The sequence below is a fragment of the Streptomyces sp. NPDC050546 genome (genome assembly GCF_044457425.1).
Classification (GTDB): Bacteria; Actinomycetota; Actinomycetes; order Streptomycetales; family Streptomycetaceae; genus Streptomyces.
In genome coordinates, this window is sequence record NZ_JBITGX010000010.1 from 135,465 (window position 1) to 151,491 (window position 16,027).

The following is a 16,027-nucleotide window of genomic DNA, read 5'->3' on the forward strand; positions in this document are numbered from 1 at the left end:
AGACCCGCGGGGCCCGCCGCACCATCCGTACAAATACCGACTGCCGACGGCGACCGGCCGTGCACCGGGCCCTCGCGCGAGTCGGTCGGCACCTTGTCGGGCACGGACCGGAGCCCTATCGTTAGGCCCCAAACGATATCGTCGCCCGAGCCGTCCGGAGGCTCGTCATGCCCAGCCACCACCAGATCGCGGCAGCCGCCCGCATCGGCATGCTCACCCGCGAGCGCGACACCGCGTCGGCCTCCGCGCAGGCCCTGCGAGAACTCGCCCGCGCCCTGCCGCTGGACGCCGCGACCCTGCTCACGATCGACCCGCTGACCGGCTCCCACGTCCAGATCGCGAGCATCGGCTACACGGCCGAGGCCTCGCAGGCCCTGGCCGGGGAGTTCGTCGGCACCCCGTGGTACCGGAACGTCGTGCGGCGGGAGCTGCCACCGTCCATCTCGGAAGACGCGGAGGACTCCGAGGACGCCGGCCCGCGCTTCCGGCACGGCTGGTTCTACGCCGAGCGGGTCCGGCCGGCCGGCTTCCGGGACGGCGTCACGGGAGCCCTGCGGCATCGGGGCCGCCTGGTGGGACTCGTCCATCTCTCCACCGAGAGCGCGGACGCCTACGGCACCGACGCCCGGCTGCTGCTCGCCTCCGTGATCCCGGCCCTGGCCTCGCTCGCCGACCCGCTGGCGCACGCCGGTGACCTGCACGGACTGGCCGAGGAGGACGCGGCGAGCCTGGTCACCGGTGACGGCGGGGTGATCGACCTGCCGGGCCGGGACCGGCCCCTGGTGCTGCGGGACGACGGGCCCTTCCGCGCGCTGCTGGACGCCTTCTCGGGCACGGGCGGGCGGCGGCTGCGGCTGCTGTGGCCGGCCGGGGGCGGCTGGCAGCGGGTCGCCCTGCACCGGCACCCGCCGGGCACCGGCCTCGTATCGGAGGCGGTACTGGTGCACGAGACCCCCACGGAACTGCCGTACGGGCTGAGCCCTCGGGAGCTGGAGGTCCTCACCCGGGCGGCCACGGGGCAGACCAACCAGGCCATCGCGCAGGCGCTGTTCCTGTCCCCGCGGACCGTGCACAGCCATGTCGAGCATCTGCTGCGCAAGACCGGCTGCGCCTCCCGCGCCGAGGCCACCGCCCTCGCGGTGCGGGACGGGCTGCTGCGGCCGGACCCGGATCACCTCGGGCGTTTCGTCGAGCGGTGATCCGGCGCCTGGTCCTCAGGAGGTCAGTGCCGCGACGCGCCGCACGACCTCGCGGCAGAACGCCCCGACTCCGTCCGGGTCGTCGATGAACTGGTTCGGTTTCACGCAGAACGTGGTGAAGCCCTGCTCCAGTTGGCCGGGGATCACGGCGAGCGCGGCGCCGAGGTCCGCCGGGGAACGGTCGTCCGGAAAGACCGCCCGGGTGCCGCCGATCATCTCCAGGTCGGCGATGTCCCGCCCGGCGGCCGCCATCGCGTCCTTGAGCGACCGAAGGTCCTCGGGCGTGGGCCGGCCGAGCGGATGGAAGCCGTGGCCGTACCGCACCAGGCGGCGCAGGACGGGTCCGTGCAGGCGCTGACCGCCGAACCAGAGCCGGGGGCCGTCCGGGCGGTGGGCCTTGGGCTCGAACCAGACGTCCTGGAAGGGGTAGTGCGGCCCCTCGTGGGACAGCGGGGACGGGCCCCAGGCCTTCGCCCAGACCTCCAGCTGCTCGTCGAGGAGCCGTCCCCGACGGGCGAAGGGCACACCGAGGGCGTCGTACTCGTCCTTGCTCCAGCTCACCGTGGGCTGCACGACCAGCCGTCCCTCGCTGAGCAGGTCGAGGGTGCCGAGTTCGCGGGCGAGCAGCAGCGGGTGGCGCAGCGGGGCGAGTACGGCCGCCGCGGCGAGGCGCAGCCGGGAGGTGACGGAGGCGATGGCGGCGAGCAGCAGCAGGGAGTTGGGCCAGGGGGTGCACGGGTCCTGGTTGCCCGGGAGGGCGTAGTCGCGGGGGTTGCCCATGATGCCGGCGGCTGCCGCGTCGGGGCCGAGGACGATGTGCTCGCTGACCATGACGGCGTCGAAGCCGGCGTCCTCGGCCTCGCGGGCCCAGCGGACGGCGGCGGGCAGATCGGCCCGGCCGCCGGTCAGGGTCCAGTTCTCGCTGAGGACGAGGAGCATGCGGGGAGGGGTGGGCATGTCGGGTTTCCCTTTCATCTCCGTACAATTTGAGCCCGAACGACTGGACGGCGAGGATGAGCCGCCCGAGCGTGACACGTCGTGATCAGACGAAGGAGCCGCCCGTGCCGGGCCAGCGATCCATCACCGAGGCCGAGAAGCTCGCAGCGGCGAAGCTCGGTGGTTTTCCGATCCGCCGGGAGCAGATGGCGGCGGTGGCGAACATCTACCGGGCCGCCTCCGCCGTGCGGCAGCACCTGGAGAACTCGGTGCTGCGCGGATCCGACCTGACCTGGACGGCCTTCGTGGTGCTGTGGGTGGTCTGGGTGTGGGGCGAGTCGGAGACCCGGCATGTGGCGGAGGAAGCGGGGATCTCCAAGGGCACGCTGACGGGGGTGGTGCGCACGCTGGAGTCGCGGGGGCTGCTGCGGCGGGACGGTCATCCGAGCGACGGGCGGCTGGTGCTGCTGAGCCTGACGGAGGAGGGCGACGCGTTCATGCGGCGGGTCTTTCCGGCGTTCAACGACGAGGAGGCCTTCGTGACGGCCCGGCTCAGCGACGAGGAGTGCCACAGTCTCGCCGAGGGGCTGCGCAGTGTCGTGCTCCAGGTGGAGGAGCACGGCGAGGAGCGGCGGGAGTCCCTGCGGGGCGGTGCCGAGCCCACTCCCCGGCGCAGCGGGCGGCGGCCCCGGGCCTGACTCCCGCGGCGGCCTCATCTGGCGGCGGCCCGGACGAGCGCCTCGAACAGGCCCTGCTGGGCGGGGTCTTCGTGGGCGGTGTCCTCCGGGTGCCACTGGACGGCCGTGAACCAGCCTTGGGCGCCTGGGAGTTCGAGCGCCTCGACCGTACCGTCAGCCGCTCGGGCCGTCACCCGCAGGCCCGCGCCCAGGCGGTCGGCCCGCTGGTGGTGGTAGCAGGACACGTCGGTCTTCTCGGCGCCGGTGGCCGCGGAGACGGCCGAGCCCGGTTCCAGGGTGACGGGGTGCACCAGGTGCCGGTGCTCGCGCTCCGGGCCGCCCATGTCCTGCTCCAGGGTGCCGCCGAGGGCCACGTTCACGACCTGGAGGCCGCGGCAGATCGCGAGCAGGGGCAGGCCCGACTCCAGGGCGTGGCGGGCGACCTCGAGGTCGAAGCTGTCCTGGAGGGTGTCGACGTCGTAGACGGTGTCGTGCGTGCCGGCGGCGCCGTAGCGGGCGGGGGCGAGGTCGCCGCCGCCGGGGAGCAGCACGCCGTCGAAGCGGGCGAGCCGGGCGGCGGTGCCGGTGTCGGCCGGGTGGATGCTCGCCGGTTCGCCTCCGGCCCGCCAGACGGCCTCGATCAGGGCCCGGGCGTTGACCTCGGCGGCGTACCGGAGTGCGGAGGTCCGCGCGGAGAACCGGGCGGGCACGGCGATCAGTGGCCTCACAGCTGGATCCAGGTGGTCTTGAGCTCGGTGTACTTCTCCAGCGCGTGGACGGACTTGTCACGGCCGTTGCCGGACTGCTTCATGCCGCCGAAGGGCACGGTCAGGTCGCCCTCCTCGTAGCAGTTGACCCAGACCGTGCCGGCCCTCAGCCTGCGGGAGACCCGGTGGGCGGTGGACAGGTCGGAGGTCCACAGGCCGGCGGCGAGGCCGTACTCGGTGGCGTTGGCCAGGCGGACCGCCTCGTCGAGGTCGTCGAAGGCGAGCACGGACAGGACGGGGCCGAAGATCTCCTCCCTGGCCAGTCGCGAACCGGGGTCGACCTGGTCGAAGACGGTCGGCTCCAGGTAGGTCCCGCCCGTCTCGGCGAGCAGGAGTTCGCCGCCGGTGCGCAGACGGGCGCCCTCGTCGACGCCGTGTCGGACGTGGTCGCTTACGCGGTCGAGGTGGGCCTGTCCGACCAGTGCTCCCATCTCCGTCGCCGGGTCGAGGGGATCGCCGACGCGCAGCTCCCGGGCCCGCCGGACCACGGCCTCGGTGACCCGCTCGGCGATCGAGGCGTGCACGAGCAGCCGCGAAGGCGCCGTGCACATCTCGCCCTGGTTGAAGAAGATGCCCCAGGCGGCGGTGGCGGCGGCCTTGTCGAGGTCGGGGGCGTCGGGCAGGACGATGTTGGGCGACTTGCCTCCGAGCTCCAGCCAGACCCGCTTCAGGTTGGAGTCGGCGGCGTAGCGCAGGAAGTGGCGTCCGACGGCGGTGGAGCCGGTGAAGGCCAGGACGTCGACGTCGGGGTGGAGGCCCAGGGCCCGGCCGGCTGTGGGTCCGTCGCCGCCCAGGACGTTGAGCACGCCCGGCGGCAGTCCGGCCTCGGTCGCGAGGCGGCCCAGGAGCAGGGCGGAGAGCGGTGAGTGCTCCGAGGGCTTCAGGACGACCGTGCAGCCGGCCGCCAGGGCGGGGGCGATCTTCCAGCCGGCCAGGGTCAGCGGGAAGTTCCAGGGGACGACCGCCCCGACCACCCCGGCGGGTTCCCGGGTGACCAGGGCGAGGGCGTCGGGGGCGGTGTACGGGGACTCGTCGGTGAGCTTGTCCGCGAGCTGGCCGTACCAGCGGAAGGTGTTGACGACGGCGCGCAGTTCGATGGCGTGGGCGTCCGTGATCGGCTTGCCCATCTCCAGGCTGACGGCCAACGCCAGTTCCTCGCGCCGCTCGTCGAGCAGGTCGGCGAGGCGGAGCAGGGCCCGGCCGCGCTCGGCGGGTGCCAGGCGCGGCCACGGGCCGGTGTCGAAGGCCCGCCGGGCGGCGGCGACGGCCGCGTCCACCTCGGCGGTGCCCGCGTCGGCGACCTCGGCGATGATCCGGCCGTCCCGCGGGGACACGACCGGGAACGTCGCCCCGCTCCCGGGTTCGTCGGCACCGCCGAGGTGATGGGCGCCGGAGGGCTGGAACGCCTTGGCGCGGCGCAGCCACTCGTCGTGGGTGACGGCCGGCATGGAACCTCCTTGGGGTTTCCCTGATCAGGTCGGTGTGTCGGCGGACGGTCTGCGCACCCGCGCGGCCACGACGCCCAGTGCCATGACCACCGGGACCGGCAGCGTGAGCCACAGGGCCGTGGTGCGGTCGCCGCCGATGAGGGTGGTGAAGTTGGCGAGGATGAGCCAGATCGCCCCGGCGATGCCGAGCGCGCCCAGGACGGGTGCGATCAGGGTGTTCCAGGGGCGGGCGTCGAGACGTTCGCGGCGGAAGAAGACGACGACGGACACCGAGGTCAGCAGGTACAGCAGCATCATGGCCAGGACGGCGACCCCGCTGAACCAGGAGAACAGCGTGAGCACCGGGTCCTTGCCCGCGAGCGCGAAGGGGAGCACGAGGAGGACGGCCAGAACGGTCTGGACACACCCCGCCGTCCAGGGGGCATGGCGGCGGTTGAGTCCGCACAGCCGGCGTGGCAGCAGTCCGTCGCGGCCGAGCGAGAACAGGTAGCGGTTGGCGGAGTTGTGGAAGGTGAGGATGCCCGCGAAGAGGGAGGTGGCGAGCAGCACCGGCAGCACGTCGCCCACCCAGCCGCCGAACTCGGCCGCGATGGGCGCGAAGACGAACCCGGCCCCGTCGCCGCCCTCCAGGGCCTTGCCCGCGGCCGCGGTGGCCTGGGAGGCGCCGTAGGAGGAGACGATCATCCAGGAGGTCAGGGCGAAGAAGCCGGTGACGACGGCGACCGCGAGGTAGGTGGCCCGTGGCACGGTCTTCCTCGGCTCCCGGGCCTCCTCGCCGTAGATCGCGGTGGCCTCGAAGCCGAACATGGACGCCACGGCGAACATCACGGCCACGCCCGGCGCTCCGTCCAGGGCTGCGGCCGGGGAGAAGCTGTCGGCGAGGCCGAGCCCCTCGGGGCCGCCGCCCTTGACGAGGGTGACCAGGGCGAAGACCGCCAGGATGCTGAACTCGGCCAGGACGAAGACGGCCAGCACCTTGGCGCCCATCTCGACACCGGCCGCGCCGAGCGCCTGGACGACGGCCATGGTGGCCAGCGTCCAGACCCACCACGGCAGGTCGAGGCCGGTGTGGTGCGCGACCAGGCCGCTCACGATGGAGCCGTAGAGCCCGTACATGGCGGCCTGGATGGTGCAGTACGCGAAGAGCGCGAGGCCCGCGCTGCCGGTGCCGGTGGTCCGGCCCAGGCCCTTGCCGATGTAGGTGTAGAAGGCGCCCGCGTCCACGACATGGCGGCCCATGGCGACGAAGCCCACCGAGAACAGCAGGATCACCAGGCCCGCCACCAGATAGGCGGCGGGCACGCCGGGCCCGTTGCCGAGCGCCACGGCGATGGGGGCCGCGCCGGCGATGCCGGTGAGCGGGGCCTGGGCGGACAGGACGAAGAAGAGGATGCCCAGGACGCCGAGGGCGTCGGGCTTGAGCGTGCCTGCGGTGGGCGCGTCCGGTTTCGCCGTGTGCGGGGAGACCGTCTGACTGTCCACTCGGATCACCTGCCAGAGGGAGGAAGGATCGTTTCAGGCCAAACGAGTTGCCTCATCGTGGGGCGGAACTATCCGTTTGGCAAGGGGTGAGGGGCGAGGAATTCCGGGGCTCCGGTCCAGGACGGCCGTGAGGTCCAGGAGGTCCAGGAGGGCCGGGAGGTCCAGGAGGGCCGGGAGGTCCAGGAGGGCCGGGAGGACCGGGAGGACCGGGAGGGTCAGGCCTTGTCGTCCCGGCGCTCGGCGAGCAGCCGCAGTACCGCGCGCAGTTCGTCGAGGGCGTCCTCGATGACCTCGCGCTCGCCGAAGACCAGCTGGTGCAGGACGAGTCCCTCCAGCGTGGCGAAGACCATCCGGGACAGGCCCTCGTCGACCGGTCCGGGCAGCATCTGGGTGAGTTCGCGCCGGGTCGCGTCGAAGTACTCGTCGTACAGCGACCGCAGGTGGGCGAGGAGCTCGGGGCGGCGCCGGGACTCCAGCAGCAGTTCGTACTGGAAGGCCTGGAGGTCCGGCCCGGCCTCCACCATGTCCGTCAGGCCGACCGAGAAGTCGGCCACCTCGCCCGTGCCCGGTTCGAGGGCGCTGCTGCTCAGCGAGGAGCGGATGGCGTGGGCGACGGCCTCCTCGATCAGGGCGTCGCGGGAGCCGAAGTGGTGCACGACCAGGCCGTGGGTGACACCGGCCTCCTCCGCGACCGCCCGGTAGGTGAGCCTGCGCAGCCCGCCCCGGGCGACGACCCGCACGGCGGCCTCCAGCAGGGCCTCGCGGCCCGTGCCGTAGTTCACGCGCTTGCGGGGGCGGCGCCCGGCGGGCTCGGTCATGCCCGCGACCCTACCCGGGCCGTCCCGCTCGGCGGCGCGGACGGGACCCACCTCGGCGACGCCGTATCCGGTCCCCACGGCGGTGACGCCGCTTCCGGTCCCCACGTCAGCGGCGCGGCGGCCGGATGCCACGGAACTCCCAGTCGCCGCCGAGTGCGGTCGACAACACCTCCTCGGACTCGGTGGGCTGGGCGCCCACGTCCGAGCGGATGGCGGTCGGCCCGGTCACGATGTGGTTGGTGAGCCGTCCCAGCCCTTCGACCTCCACCTCCACGACGTCTCCCGGCTGCACGGGGCGCGAGTTGGCGGGCGTGCCGGACAGGAGGACGTCCCCCGGGTGGAGGGTGATGGTGCGGGCTATGTCGGCGACGAGGTAGTGCATGTCCCACGTCATCTCGTCGGTGGAGCCGTCCTGAACGACCTGTCCGTTGACGTAGGTCCGCAGCCGTTTGCCGTGGAAGTCCCAGTCGGTGACGAGGCCGGGGCCGAGCGGGCAGAGGGTGTCGGAGCCCTTGACGCGAAGCATGGAGCCGGCGTCGGTGTCGCGGAAGTCGTGCAGCCCGTAGTCGTTGGCGACGGTGTAGCCGGCGATGTACTCCCCCGCCTCGGCCGGTGCGATGTTCCGCGCGGTCCGCCCGATGACGATGGCGACCTCGCCCTCGTAGTTGAGCCACTTGCAGCCCTCCGGGCGGACGACCGCGCCCTGATGGGCGTTGAGGGCGGAGGTCGGCTTGTGGAAGTAGGTGGGGGTGTCGGGCAGGCCGATCCGAAACTCGTCCACCCGGCTGCGGTGGTTGAGGTGGACGGCGATGACCTTGGACGGCACGACCGGCGGCAGATGCTGTGCCGTCCCGGTCTTGACGCGGCGGCCGTCCCCGGCGACCAGTTCGTCACCGTCGACGGTGACCTGGACCGCGGCGCCGTCGAGGAGGATTCTGCGGTACTCAGGCATGGGCGGACTCCTGCGCGGGGGTGTGGTCAGCGGCGGGGGTGGCGTGGCCCCCGGTCCAGCCGTCGGCCGGCCGGTCGAACCAGAGGTGGACCTGGCCGGTGCCGACGGAGTTCTCGTACTCGCCGTACTGGCGGGCCCGGGCGACGCAGGCCTGCTCGCCGAGGGCGCCGGCCAGCATCAGGTAGTGGAAGAACTTCGCCTCGGGCTTGTACCGCCAGAACGCGTCCATGGTGTCGAGGACCTTGTCGTGGCGGCCCTCCTTGAACCAGGCGATCCGCTCCTCGTCGGCCTCGCGCGCTTCGGGCGTACGAATGTGGACGGGGTCGCTGGCCTCGTGGTCGCGCAGTTCGCGCAGCGGCCAGAAGGTGTGCGACAGGGCGCCGGAGGCGATGACCAGCACCCGTCGCCCCGGGGTGGCGGCGATCCCGTCGGCCAGTGCCCGCCCGAGCCTCAGATGGTCCTCCATGTCGCCGGTCTGGCAGACGCCGATGGTGATCCACCGTTTGTCGGGCAGTCCCTCCCCCAGGTACTTCCAGAGGTTGAGAGTGGCGTAGTAGATCGGCAGGTACGCGTCGTCGATCGGGGTGATCCAGGTGCCGTGCTTGTCGGCGAACCCGGCCATGTTGTGGGCGAGTTCGGGGTCGCCGGGGAAGTCGTACGGCATCCTGCACATGCCGCGCGGCAGCTCCTCGGAGGTGAACAGGCCCGCGCGCCGCTCCTGCGCGGTGACGACGAACTCGACGGTGGTCGCCCAGTGGGAGTCGAGCACGACCACGGTGTCGTAGTCGTCGCGTTCGAAGACGTCCCCGCGGAGCTCCCGGAGCCCGGTCACGAGGGTGATCTCCTTGCCCTCGTTGAGCTCCCGGCGATCCGCCTCGGGGAGCACGATGGTGGGGACGTGGGCGAGCAGCCCCGCCCCGACGATCTCACCCATGGTCCTGGCTCCATCCCTTCGGGGCGGTGACGGTGTTCTTCAGGTCGCAGTAGAAGTCGAAGCTCCAGGTGCCGCCCTCCCGGCCGACGCCGGACTGCCGGGAGCCGCCGAAGGGTGCCTGGAGGTCGCGTACGAAGAAGCAGTTGACCCAGACCGTGCCCGCGACGAGCCGCGCGGTGACCCGCTCGGCACGGTCGCGATCGCCGGTGACGACGGTGGCGGCCAGCCCGAAGCGGGTGCCGTTGGCGAGCCGGACGGCCTCGTCCTCGCCGGTGAAGGTCTGGAGGGTCAGGACCGGCCCGAAGACCTCCTCCTGCACGATCTCGGAGTCCTGGTCGACCTCGGTGAGCAGGGTCGGCGCGTAGTACTGGCCGTCCTTCCGGTGCCCTCCGACGACGGCCCGCGCCCCGGCCGCGACCGCCCGCCGCACAAAGCCGTCGATCTTCTCCAGCTGCCGGGGGTGGATGTTGGGCCCGATGTCGGTGCCTTCGTCCCGCGGGTCGCCCTGCCTGAGCCCGGCCGCCTTCTCGGCGAACCTGCGGGTGAACTCGTCGGCGACCGTCTCCTCGACGAGCAGCCGGGTGCCCGCCAGACAGACCTGCCCGGCGTTGTCGTACTGCTCGACGGCGAGGTCCACGGCCAGCTCGAGATCGGCGTCGGCGAACACCAGCAGCGGTGACTTGCCGCCGAGTTCGAGGCTCAGGGGGGTGAGCTGCGCGGCGGCCGACTCCGCGATCCGCTTCGCGGTCGGCACGGACCCCGTGAAACTGATCCGGCGCACGTCCGGATGCGAGGTCAGGGCGTCCCCGATCTCCGAGCCGTACCCCTGGACGACATTCAGCACCCCGGCCGGCAGCCCGGCCTCGGCCGCGATGTCGGCCAGCAGGGAGGCGGTCAGCGGGGACCACTCCGCCGGCTTGAGGACGACGGTATTGCCGGCGGCGAGGGCAGGGGCGACCTTCCAGGTGGCCAGCATCAGGGGCGCGTTCCACGGGGTGATCAGCACACAGGGCCCTGCCGGGTCCCAGCTGACGTGGTTGGTGTGCCCTCGGGTCTCGAAGTCCTCGTGGCCGAGCGACAGCAACCAGTCCGCGAAGAACCGGAAGTTGTGGGCGACACGGGGCATCACGCCCCGGCGGTGGGAACGCAGGAGGGCGCCGTTGTCGGTGGTCTCGACGATCGCCAGCTCTTCGATCCGCTTCTCGACCCCGTCGGCGATGGCGTGGAGGATGCGGGCGCGTTCCGTACGGGAGGTGGCGGCCCAGGCGGGAAAGGCGTCCCGGGCGGCGGCGACGGCGGCTTGGGCCTCGACGGGACCGCCCCGGGCGATCTCGCCGAGAGCACCGCCGTCGATCGGCGAGTGGTCGGTGAAGGTGGTGGCGGAGGCGACGCGCTCGCCGCCGATCCAGTGCCGGGTATCGATGGAGACACCCGCGACGATGATGTTGTCAGGCATGAGAAGGGTTCCATTCAGAAGAGGGGCTGTCGCACGTCCTCAGGGGCGCGGGGAACTGCGCGAACAATCACGACGGACCCGCACCCGCCCACAAACCTCACTCGGCACACGCTGCTGACGTACCGACCTCAAGCAGCCGCCCCCCGTCCCAGACCACCCCGACCTGCCGGTAGTACGCAGCGATCGGCTCACGCACCTCCAGCCGGGCAAGCTCCTCGGTGGGCGCCTCGAACAACTCCAACTCAGCGTCACCGACCCACGCCTGCCCACCCTCGAACGACGCCGCCCCGGACTCGATCAGCTCGTCGAGAGCCAGCCCCTTTCCGTTCTCGATGGACGGCAGCCACCGGTGATGGGCCATGGGATGGGCATTGACGAAGCCGCCGCTCTCCGATGGCTCGCGCAGCGTCACCACGGCCTGAGCCAGCCGCCGGTCCGCCGCGGCCAGCGTCGCCCCGAACCGCGCCCCCGCCTCGATCCGCGGCGCGGGCCCATACGGATGCGGCCGCGTCTGGTGGATGGACCCGAGCTTCTTCGGATACCCCTGATGCAGCCCTCGCGCGATCGCGAAGTCCTTGTCGACCCAGATGTAGACGCACCGCGAGTAGGTCCGCCCGCGGAACTTGCACCGCACGACCGCGAACGCCTCCTTGTACTGCGCCCGCACAGGATCGAGCAGCTCCTCCCCCGCCCCCGAGCACGACTGCCAGTCCGCCCAGATCAGGGCGACGGCCCCCGGGTCCTCGTCGGCCAACTCCAGTGGCTCGGGCAGTAGTTCGCGCACCCGCGAGGGATCTGTCCGGTATTCGACGGTCAGCAGGTCTCCGGAGTAGCGCCACGGGGGCGCGGGGATCAGCGACGAGGCACCGCTCGCCGTCTTGGGGTGGAAGTAACCCTGAACTACGGTCACTTGAGGGCTCCTTGCACAGTGAGGGCGGGCTGCTTCAGCAGCTCGGCGCGACAGCGGGCGGCGGCACGACCGACGGCCGGCCCGCCGAGCGCGACGACACCGACCAGCAGTCCGTCGCGGTGGTAGCCGACCAGGACGTCCCCCGAGGGATCACCGTCGAGGACGCGGACGTCACCGAGCCCGAGAGCGGGCGCGCCGAAGGACTGGAGCCGGAAGTCGTGCTGGTCGCTCCAGAAGGTGGGCAGCGGCGCGAAGGGCGTCAGACCGGCCGCGCCTCCGACCAGCACCTTCGCGGCGTGCTTGGCCGAGTCGGCCGGGACGGACCAGTGCTCGACCCGGCGCGGCACACCGTCGTAGCGGGCGTTGGGGAAGCGGGCGACATCGCCGACGGCGACGACCTCGGACCGGCCGCCGACGCGCAGGTGTTCATCGGTGAGCACCCCGTCGTCCAGGTCGAGCCCGTTGCCGTCCAGCCACTCGGTGTTGGCGACCGAGCCGACGGACTCCACCACCACATCGGCGGGAAGCACGGAGCCGTCCTTCAGAACGACAGCGGTGACACGGTCCCGCCCCTCGAACCCGGCGACACCCGCACCGAGCACGAAACGCACCCCTCGTTCCTCGTGCCGCCGCAGCAGCACACGCGCGAGCAGCTCACCGAGGGGCCCGACCATCGGAAGGGGCAGCGGGTCGACCACCGTCACCTCACCCGCGCCCAGCCCGAGGGCCGTCGAGGCGACCTCGCAACCGATGAATCCCGCGCCGACCACGACCACGCGCGCCCCGGGCCGGGTGAGTTCGCCCCGCAGCAGCCGGGCGTCGTCGATCGTGCGGACGGTGTGGCGGCCGGCGGCCGGCCCGGGGCAGCGCAGCCGCCAGGGCCGCATGCCGGTGGCGACGACCAGACCGTCGTAGGAGAGCACCGAGCCGTCGTCGAGCACGACGGTGCGCTCGTCGAGCCGGGCCGCGGCCACCTTCGTGCCGAGCCGCCATTCCACGTCCGCCACGGACGCCTTCGGGGTGAAGGCCAGCGACGCGAAGGCCGCCTTGCCCGCGAGGACCTCCTTGGACAGCGGAGGCCGGTTGTACGGCGGGTGCGGCTCGTCGCCGAGCACCGTGATGCCGCCGGTCCAGCCGGCGGTGCGCAGCTGCTCGGCCGCGCGCAGGCCGCCCAGGGAGGCGCCGGCCACGACGATGCGCCCGCTCATGTCAGTCCTCGATCCGGATGGCCTGGAGCGGGCAGACGTCCGCGGCCTCCTCGACCTCGTCGCGCAGCGCGTCGTCGGGGTCGGGGACGTGGGCCAGGCGGCCGGTGTCGTCCAGGTGGAAGACGTCGGGGGCCGCGAAGACGCACTGGCCGTGGTCCTGGCACTTGTTCATGTCGACGACGACCTTCATGGCCGGTCCTCCTGAGTGTGAGGGCGTCGAAGGGAAGGGAGAGGGGCCCGGCCGGAAGGGCCGGGCCCCGGCCAACGGGGTGCGGTGAGACGCGCCCCGAACTCGTTTGGCTTCAAACAAGGTAGGCAGGGGCGGAGGTCTGGTCAATAGCTATCCGGATGGATAAATTCTTGCCCCCGCCCCCTTGCGGCACCCCTCGCCCACCCCTACCGTTTGGCATCAAACAAAGCACCCGGGCGGTCCCTGGCTCCGCCGCGCCCGGCCTGCTCGCTCTCCCGCCACCCGCCTCCCCGGCCCCCGTGTCCCGGAGGTGTCCCGACGTCCGCCCGAGGAGACAACGGTGAGCGCTCACGACCTTGAAGAAGTCCGCCGCCACATGGAGCGGCTCGCCGCCGACGGCATCGACGTGGTCCGGGTGACCTATCCCGACCTCATCGGCACCGACCGGGCGCGCGACGTGCTGCTCGAGGAACTGCCCCGGGCCTGCGCGCACGGTCTCGCGTTCTGCCGGGCCGTCTACCACACCAGCCCGCAGGGCGACGTGGTCCCGGTCAGCGGCGGGCTGGACGCGGGGCTGCCGGACATCTGCGTACGGCCGGACCTCGGCACGCTGGTGTCCCTGCCCTGGGAGCCCGGGGTGGCCGCCTGTCTGGGCGAGGTCGTCGACCCGGCGACCGGCGCGCCCGCTCCCGAGTCGCCCCGCGACCTGCTGCGCGCCGTTCTCGCCCGGTGTGCCGAGCACGGGCTGCGGCCGGTGGTAGGGCCGGAGCTGGAGTACTTCCTGTGCGAGCCGGAGCCGTCCGGCGGCTGGCGCCGCTACGCGCCCGACCCGGGCGTCGTCTACACCGCGGGGCTGCGCGCCGACCCCGGAAACCACCTGCTGCGCACCCTGCGCCACGTACGCGATCTGAGGATCGGGGCGATCAGCGGCAACCACGAGTTCGACGGCGGCCAGATCGAGATCAACCTGGCGCACTCCGACGCCCTCTCGGCCGCCGACCGGTCCTTCCGCTTCAAGGCGGCGATCAAGGAACTGGCCCGCAAGGAGGGCCGGCTGGCCACCTTCATGGCCAAGCCCTTCAACGACGCGGGCGGCTCCGGCTTCCACCTGCACCTCTCCGGCGAGGACGACCGGGGCGGCAACACCTTCGACGACCCCTCGGCCCCGTACGGTCTGTCCGCCGTCGCCCGGCACGCCGTGGCCGGTGTCCTCGCCCACGCTCCCGCCCTGGCCGCGCTGCTCAACCCCACCGTCAACTCGTACAAGCGCTTCGGCCCGGACACCCTCGCGCCCTGGCTGATCGACTGGGGGCTGGACAACCGCAGCGCCATGGTGCGCGTCCCGCCCGAGCGCGGCTCGGGTGCCCGGCTCGAACTGCGGCTGGGCGACGCGAGCGCCAACCCCTATCTGGCGATCGCCGCCACGACGGCCGCCGCCCTCCTGGGCGTCCTGGCCGGCGAGGAGCCGCCCGCCCCGCTGGAGGGCTACGGCTACGACACCTCCCGGTCCGCCGCCCTGCCCCGGACCCTGTCCGCCGCGCTGGACGCGCTGGAGGCGGACACCGCCCTGACCGACCTGCTCGGCAAGGGCTTCACCACGTCCTTCCTCTCCTACAAGCGCGACGAGGTCGAACGCTTCCACCGGCATGTCACCGACTGGGAGTTCACCGAGTACGCCTACCACCTGTGACGCCCCCTGTGACGCCGAGGAGCTGTTCGATGACCACCGAGACCCCGACCGACGCCCTGCGCGAACCGCTGCCGCTGGCCGATGTGAACCTCGCCGACCTGGACCGCTTCACGGACGGCGTCACACCCTGGCGGATGTTCCACACCCTGCGTCACCAGGACCCCGTGCACTGGCAGCCCGAAGAGGCGCCCAACTCCGGTTTCTGGGCGCTGACCCGGCACCAGGACATCGTCCGGGTCGACCGCGACCCGGAGACCTTCACCTCCACGAGGTTCGTCAACCTGGAGGAGGTCGACGACGACCAGATCAAGAAACGCGCCTCGATCCTCGAACTGGACGGGGTCCGGCACCGGGCGCTGCGCAGCCTGATCCAGCGGCAGTTCGGCGCGAACGTGATCAGCGGCTACACCGACTTCCTGCGCGGACTGACGGCACGGACCCTCGACGCCGCGCTCGCCAAGGGCCGCTTCGACTTCGTCGAGGACGTCTCGGCGGACTTCCCGATCAACGTCCTGGCCCGGCTGCTGGACGTGCCCCCGGAGGACAACCAGCGGCTGATCGACTGGGGCAACCGGATCATCGGCCACACCGACCCCGACTACGCGGACGTCCTGCTGCACAGCGAGGAGAGCGAGCGGTACCGCGATCTGCCGTTCCGCTCCCCCGCCTCGCTGGAGGTCTTCGAGTACGGCCGGGAGCTGGCGCGGCAGCGGCGGGGCGGAGACGGCACCGACCTGGTCTCCCGACTGGTCAACACCATGCCCCGGGACGGTGTGCCGCTCTCCCCGCAGGACTTCGACAACTACTTCCTGCTCCTGGTCGTCGCCGGCAACGAGACCACCCGGCACACCATCTCCCACTCGATGCTGGCCCTGATCCAGCACCCCGAGCAGCTGGCCCGCCTCCAAGAAGACCCCTCACTGATCCCGGTCGCGGTGGAGGAGTTCCTGCGCTGGGCCTCCCCCGTCTACCACTTCCGCCGCACCGCCACGCGCGACGTCGAACTGGGCGGCAGGCTGGTCAGGGAGGGCGACAAGGTCGTGATGTGGTTCGCCTCCGGCAACCGCGACGAGGAGGTCTTCGGCGATCCGTATGACTTCGACGTCACACGCGCCGACAACGACCACGTCACCTTCGGCAAGGGCAGCCCGCATCTGTGCCTGGGCAATCTGCTCGCCCGCACCGAGATCCGGATCATGTTCGAGGAGCTGATCCCGCGCCTGGCGGACATCCGTCTGGCCGGTGACGTGCCGCGGGTGCGGTCCAACTTCGTCAACGGCATCAAGAAGCTGCCGGTGGAGGTCACCCTGACCTGAGTCCGCGGGCAGCCGGGCGACGGCCCCCGCCGGACATGCACAGC

Annotated in this window: 15 protein-coding genes; 4 read left to right on the plus strand and 11 right to left on the minus strand. The window is 72.2% G+C overall.

Translation table 11 applies throughout. The features are described from left to right. Nucleotides 1-167 precede the first annotated feature (167 nt). Entirely contained in the window at nucleotides 168-1,199 is a 1,032-nt protein-coding gene (locus ACIBK5_RS25240) for a response regulator transcription factor (protein ID WP_399022687.1), read from the plus strand. Nucleotides 1,200-1,214: 15 nt separating this feature from the next. Here the strand turns inward: ACIBK5_RS25240 and ACIBK5_RS25245 are convergent, their stop codons facing one another. Next, complete coding sequence (locus ACIBK5_RS25245) at nucleotides 1,215-2,156, minus strand: TIGR03619 family F420-dependent LLM class oxidoreductase (RefSeq protein WP_399022688.1); 942 nt, start codon at nucleotides 2,154-2,156, stop codon at nucleotides 1,215-1,217. A 104-nt stretch (nucleotides 2,157-2,260) separates the two neighbouring features. Between ACIBK5_RS25245 and ACIBK5_RS25250 the strand changes: the two genes are divergently transcribed. Next, nucleotides 2,261-2,833, plus strand: a complete 573-nt coding sequence (locus tag ACIBK5_RS25250; RefSeq protein ID WP_399022690.1) for a MarR family winged helix-turn-helix transcriptional regulator — start codon at nucleotides 2,261-2,263, stop codon at nucleotides 2,831-2,833. Between the two features lie 14 nt (nucleotides 2,834-2,847). Here the strand turns inward: ACIBK5_RS25250 and ACIBK5_RS25255 are convergent, their stop codons facing one another. The 10 genes from ACIBK5_RS25255 to ACIBK5_RS25300 all read right to left on the minus strand — a co-directional run bounded on the left by ACIBK5_RS25255 (nucleotide 2,848) and on the right by ACIBK5_RS25300 (nucleotide 12,977). Beyond that, the gene (locus ACIBK5_RS25255; RefSeq protein ID WP_399022692.1) at nucleotides 2,848-3,540 is read right to left on the minus strand and encodes a gamma-glutamyl-gamma-aminobutyrate hydrolase family protein; all 693 of its coding nucleotides are present in this window, start codon (nucleotides 3,538-3,540) and stop codon (nucleotides 2,848-2,850) included. After that, a complete protein-coding gene (locus ACIBK5_RS25260; RefSeq protein ID WP_399022694.1) occupies nucleotides 3,537-5,027 on the minus strand; it encodes an aldehyde dehydrogenase in 1,491 nt (496 codons plus the stop codon). Before ACIBK5_RS25260 ends, ACIBK5_RS25255 begins: the two co-directional genes overlap by 4 nt. Nucleotides 5,028-5,051: 24 nt before the next feature. Beyond that, complete coding sequence (locus ACIBK5_RS25265) at nucleotides 5,052-6,509, minus strand: APC family permease (RefSeq protein ID WP_399022696.1); 1,458 nt, start codon at nucleotides 6,507-6,509, stop codon at nucleotides 5,052-5,054. Between the two features lie 215 nt (nucleotides 6,510-6,724). Beyond that, nucleotides 6,725-7,327 (minus strand): TetR/AcrR family transcriptional regulator, encoded by a 603-nt coding sequence (locus ACIBK5_RS25270; RefSeq protein ID WP_399023065.1) that lies wholly within the window; start codon nucleotides 7,325-7,327, stop codon nucleotides 6,725-6,727. A gap of 106 nt (nucleotides 7,328-7,433) precedes the next feature. Next, on the minus strand, nucleotides 7,434-8,279 hold the full coding sequence (locus tag ACIBK5_RS25275; RefSeq protein WP_399022697.1) for a fumarylacetoacetate hydrolase family protein: 846 nt from the start codon (nucleotides 8,277-8,279) through the stop codon (nucleotides 7,434-7,436). Continuing rightward, nucleotides 8,272-9,213: a 3,4-dihydroxyphenylacetate 2,3-dioxygenase gene (locus ACIBK5_RS25280; protein WP_399022698.1), complete on the minus strand. Its 942-nt coding sequence runs from the start codon at nucleotides 9,211-9,213 to the stop codon at nucleotides 8,272-8,274. Before ACIBK5_RS25280 ends, ACIBK5_RS25275 begins: the two co-directional genes overlap by 8 nt. Beyond that, entirely contained in the window at nucleotides 9,206-10,669 is a 1,464-nt protein-coding gene (locus ACIBK5_RS25285) for an aldehyde dehydrogenase (RefSeq protein WP_399022700.1), read from the minus strand. The genes ACIBK5_RS25280 and ACIBK5_RS25285 overlap by 8 nt, the downstream gene beginning before the upstream one ends. Before the next feature lie 97 nt (nucleotides 10,670-10,766). Then, entirely contained in the window at nucleotides 10,767-11,579 is an 813-nt protein-coding gene (locus ACIBK5_RS25290; protein ID WP_399022702.1) for an acetoacetate decarboxylase family protein, read from the minus strand. Then, nucleotides 11,576-12,787, minus strand: coding sequence for an NAD(P)/FAD-dependent oxidoreductase (locus ACIBK5_RS25295; protein WP_399022704.1), 1,212 nt, complete (start codon nucleotides 12,785-12,787; stop codon nucleotides 11,576-11,578). Before ACIBK5_RS25295 ends, ACIBK5_RS25290 begins: the two co-directional genes overlap by 4 nt. Nucleotide 12,788: 1 nt before the next feature. Next, nucleotides 12,789-12,977, minus strand: coding sequence for a ferredoxin (locus ACIBK5_RS25300; RefSeq protein ID WP_399022705.1), 189 nt, complete (start codon nucleotides 12,975-12,977; stop codon nucleotides 12,789-12,791). Nucleotides 12,978-13,317: 340 nt separating this feature from the next. Here ACIBK5_RS25300 and ACIBK5_RS25305 point away from each other — a divergent pair, with 340 nt between their 5' ends. Both ACIBK5_RS25305 and ACIBK5_RS25310 read left to right on the plus strand, forming a co-directional pair. Next, nucleotides 13,318-14,667 (plus strand): glutamine synthetase family protein, encoded by a 1,350-nt coding sequence (locus ACIBK5_RS25305; RefSeq protein WP_399022707.1) that lies wholly within the window; start codon nucleotides 13,318-13,320, stop codon nucleotides 14,665-14,667. 29 nt (nucleotides 14,668-14,696) lie between these two features. Next, nucleotides 14,697-15,983 carry a cytochrome P450 gene (locus ACIBK5_RS25310; RefSeq protein WP_399022709.1) on the plus strand — a complete coding sequence of 429 codons (1,287 nt, stop codon included), beginning with the start codon at nucleotides 14,697-14,699 and terminating at the stop codon, nucleotides 15,981-15,983. Nucleotides 15,984-16,027 lie beyond the last annotated feature (44 nt).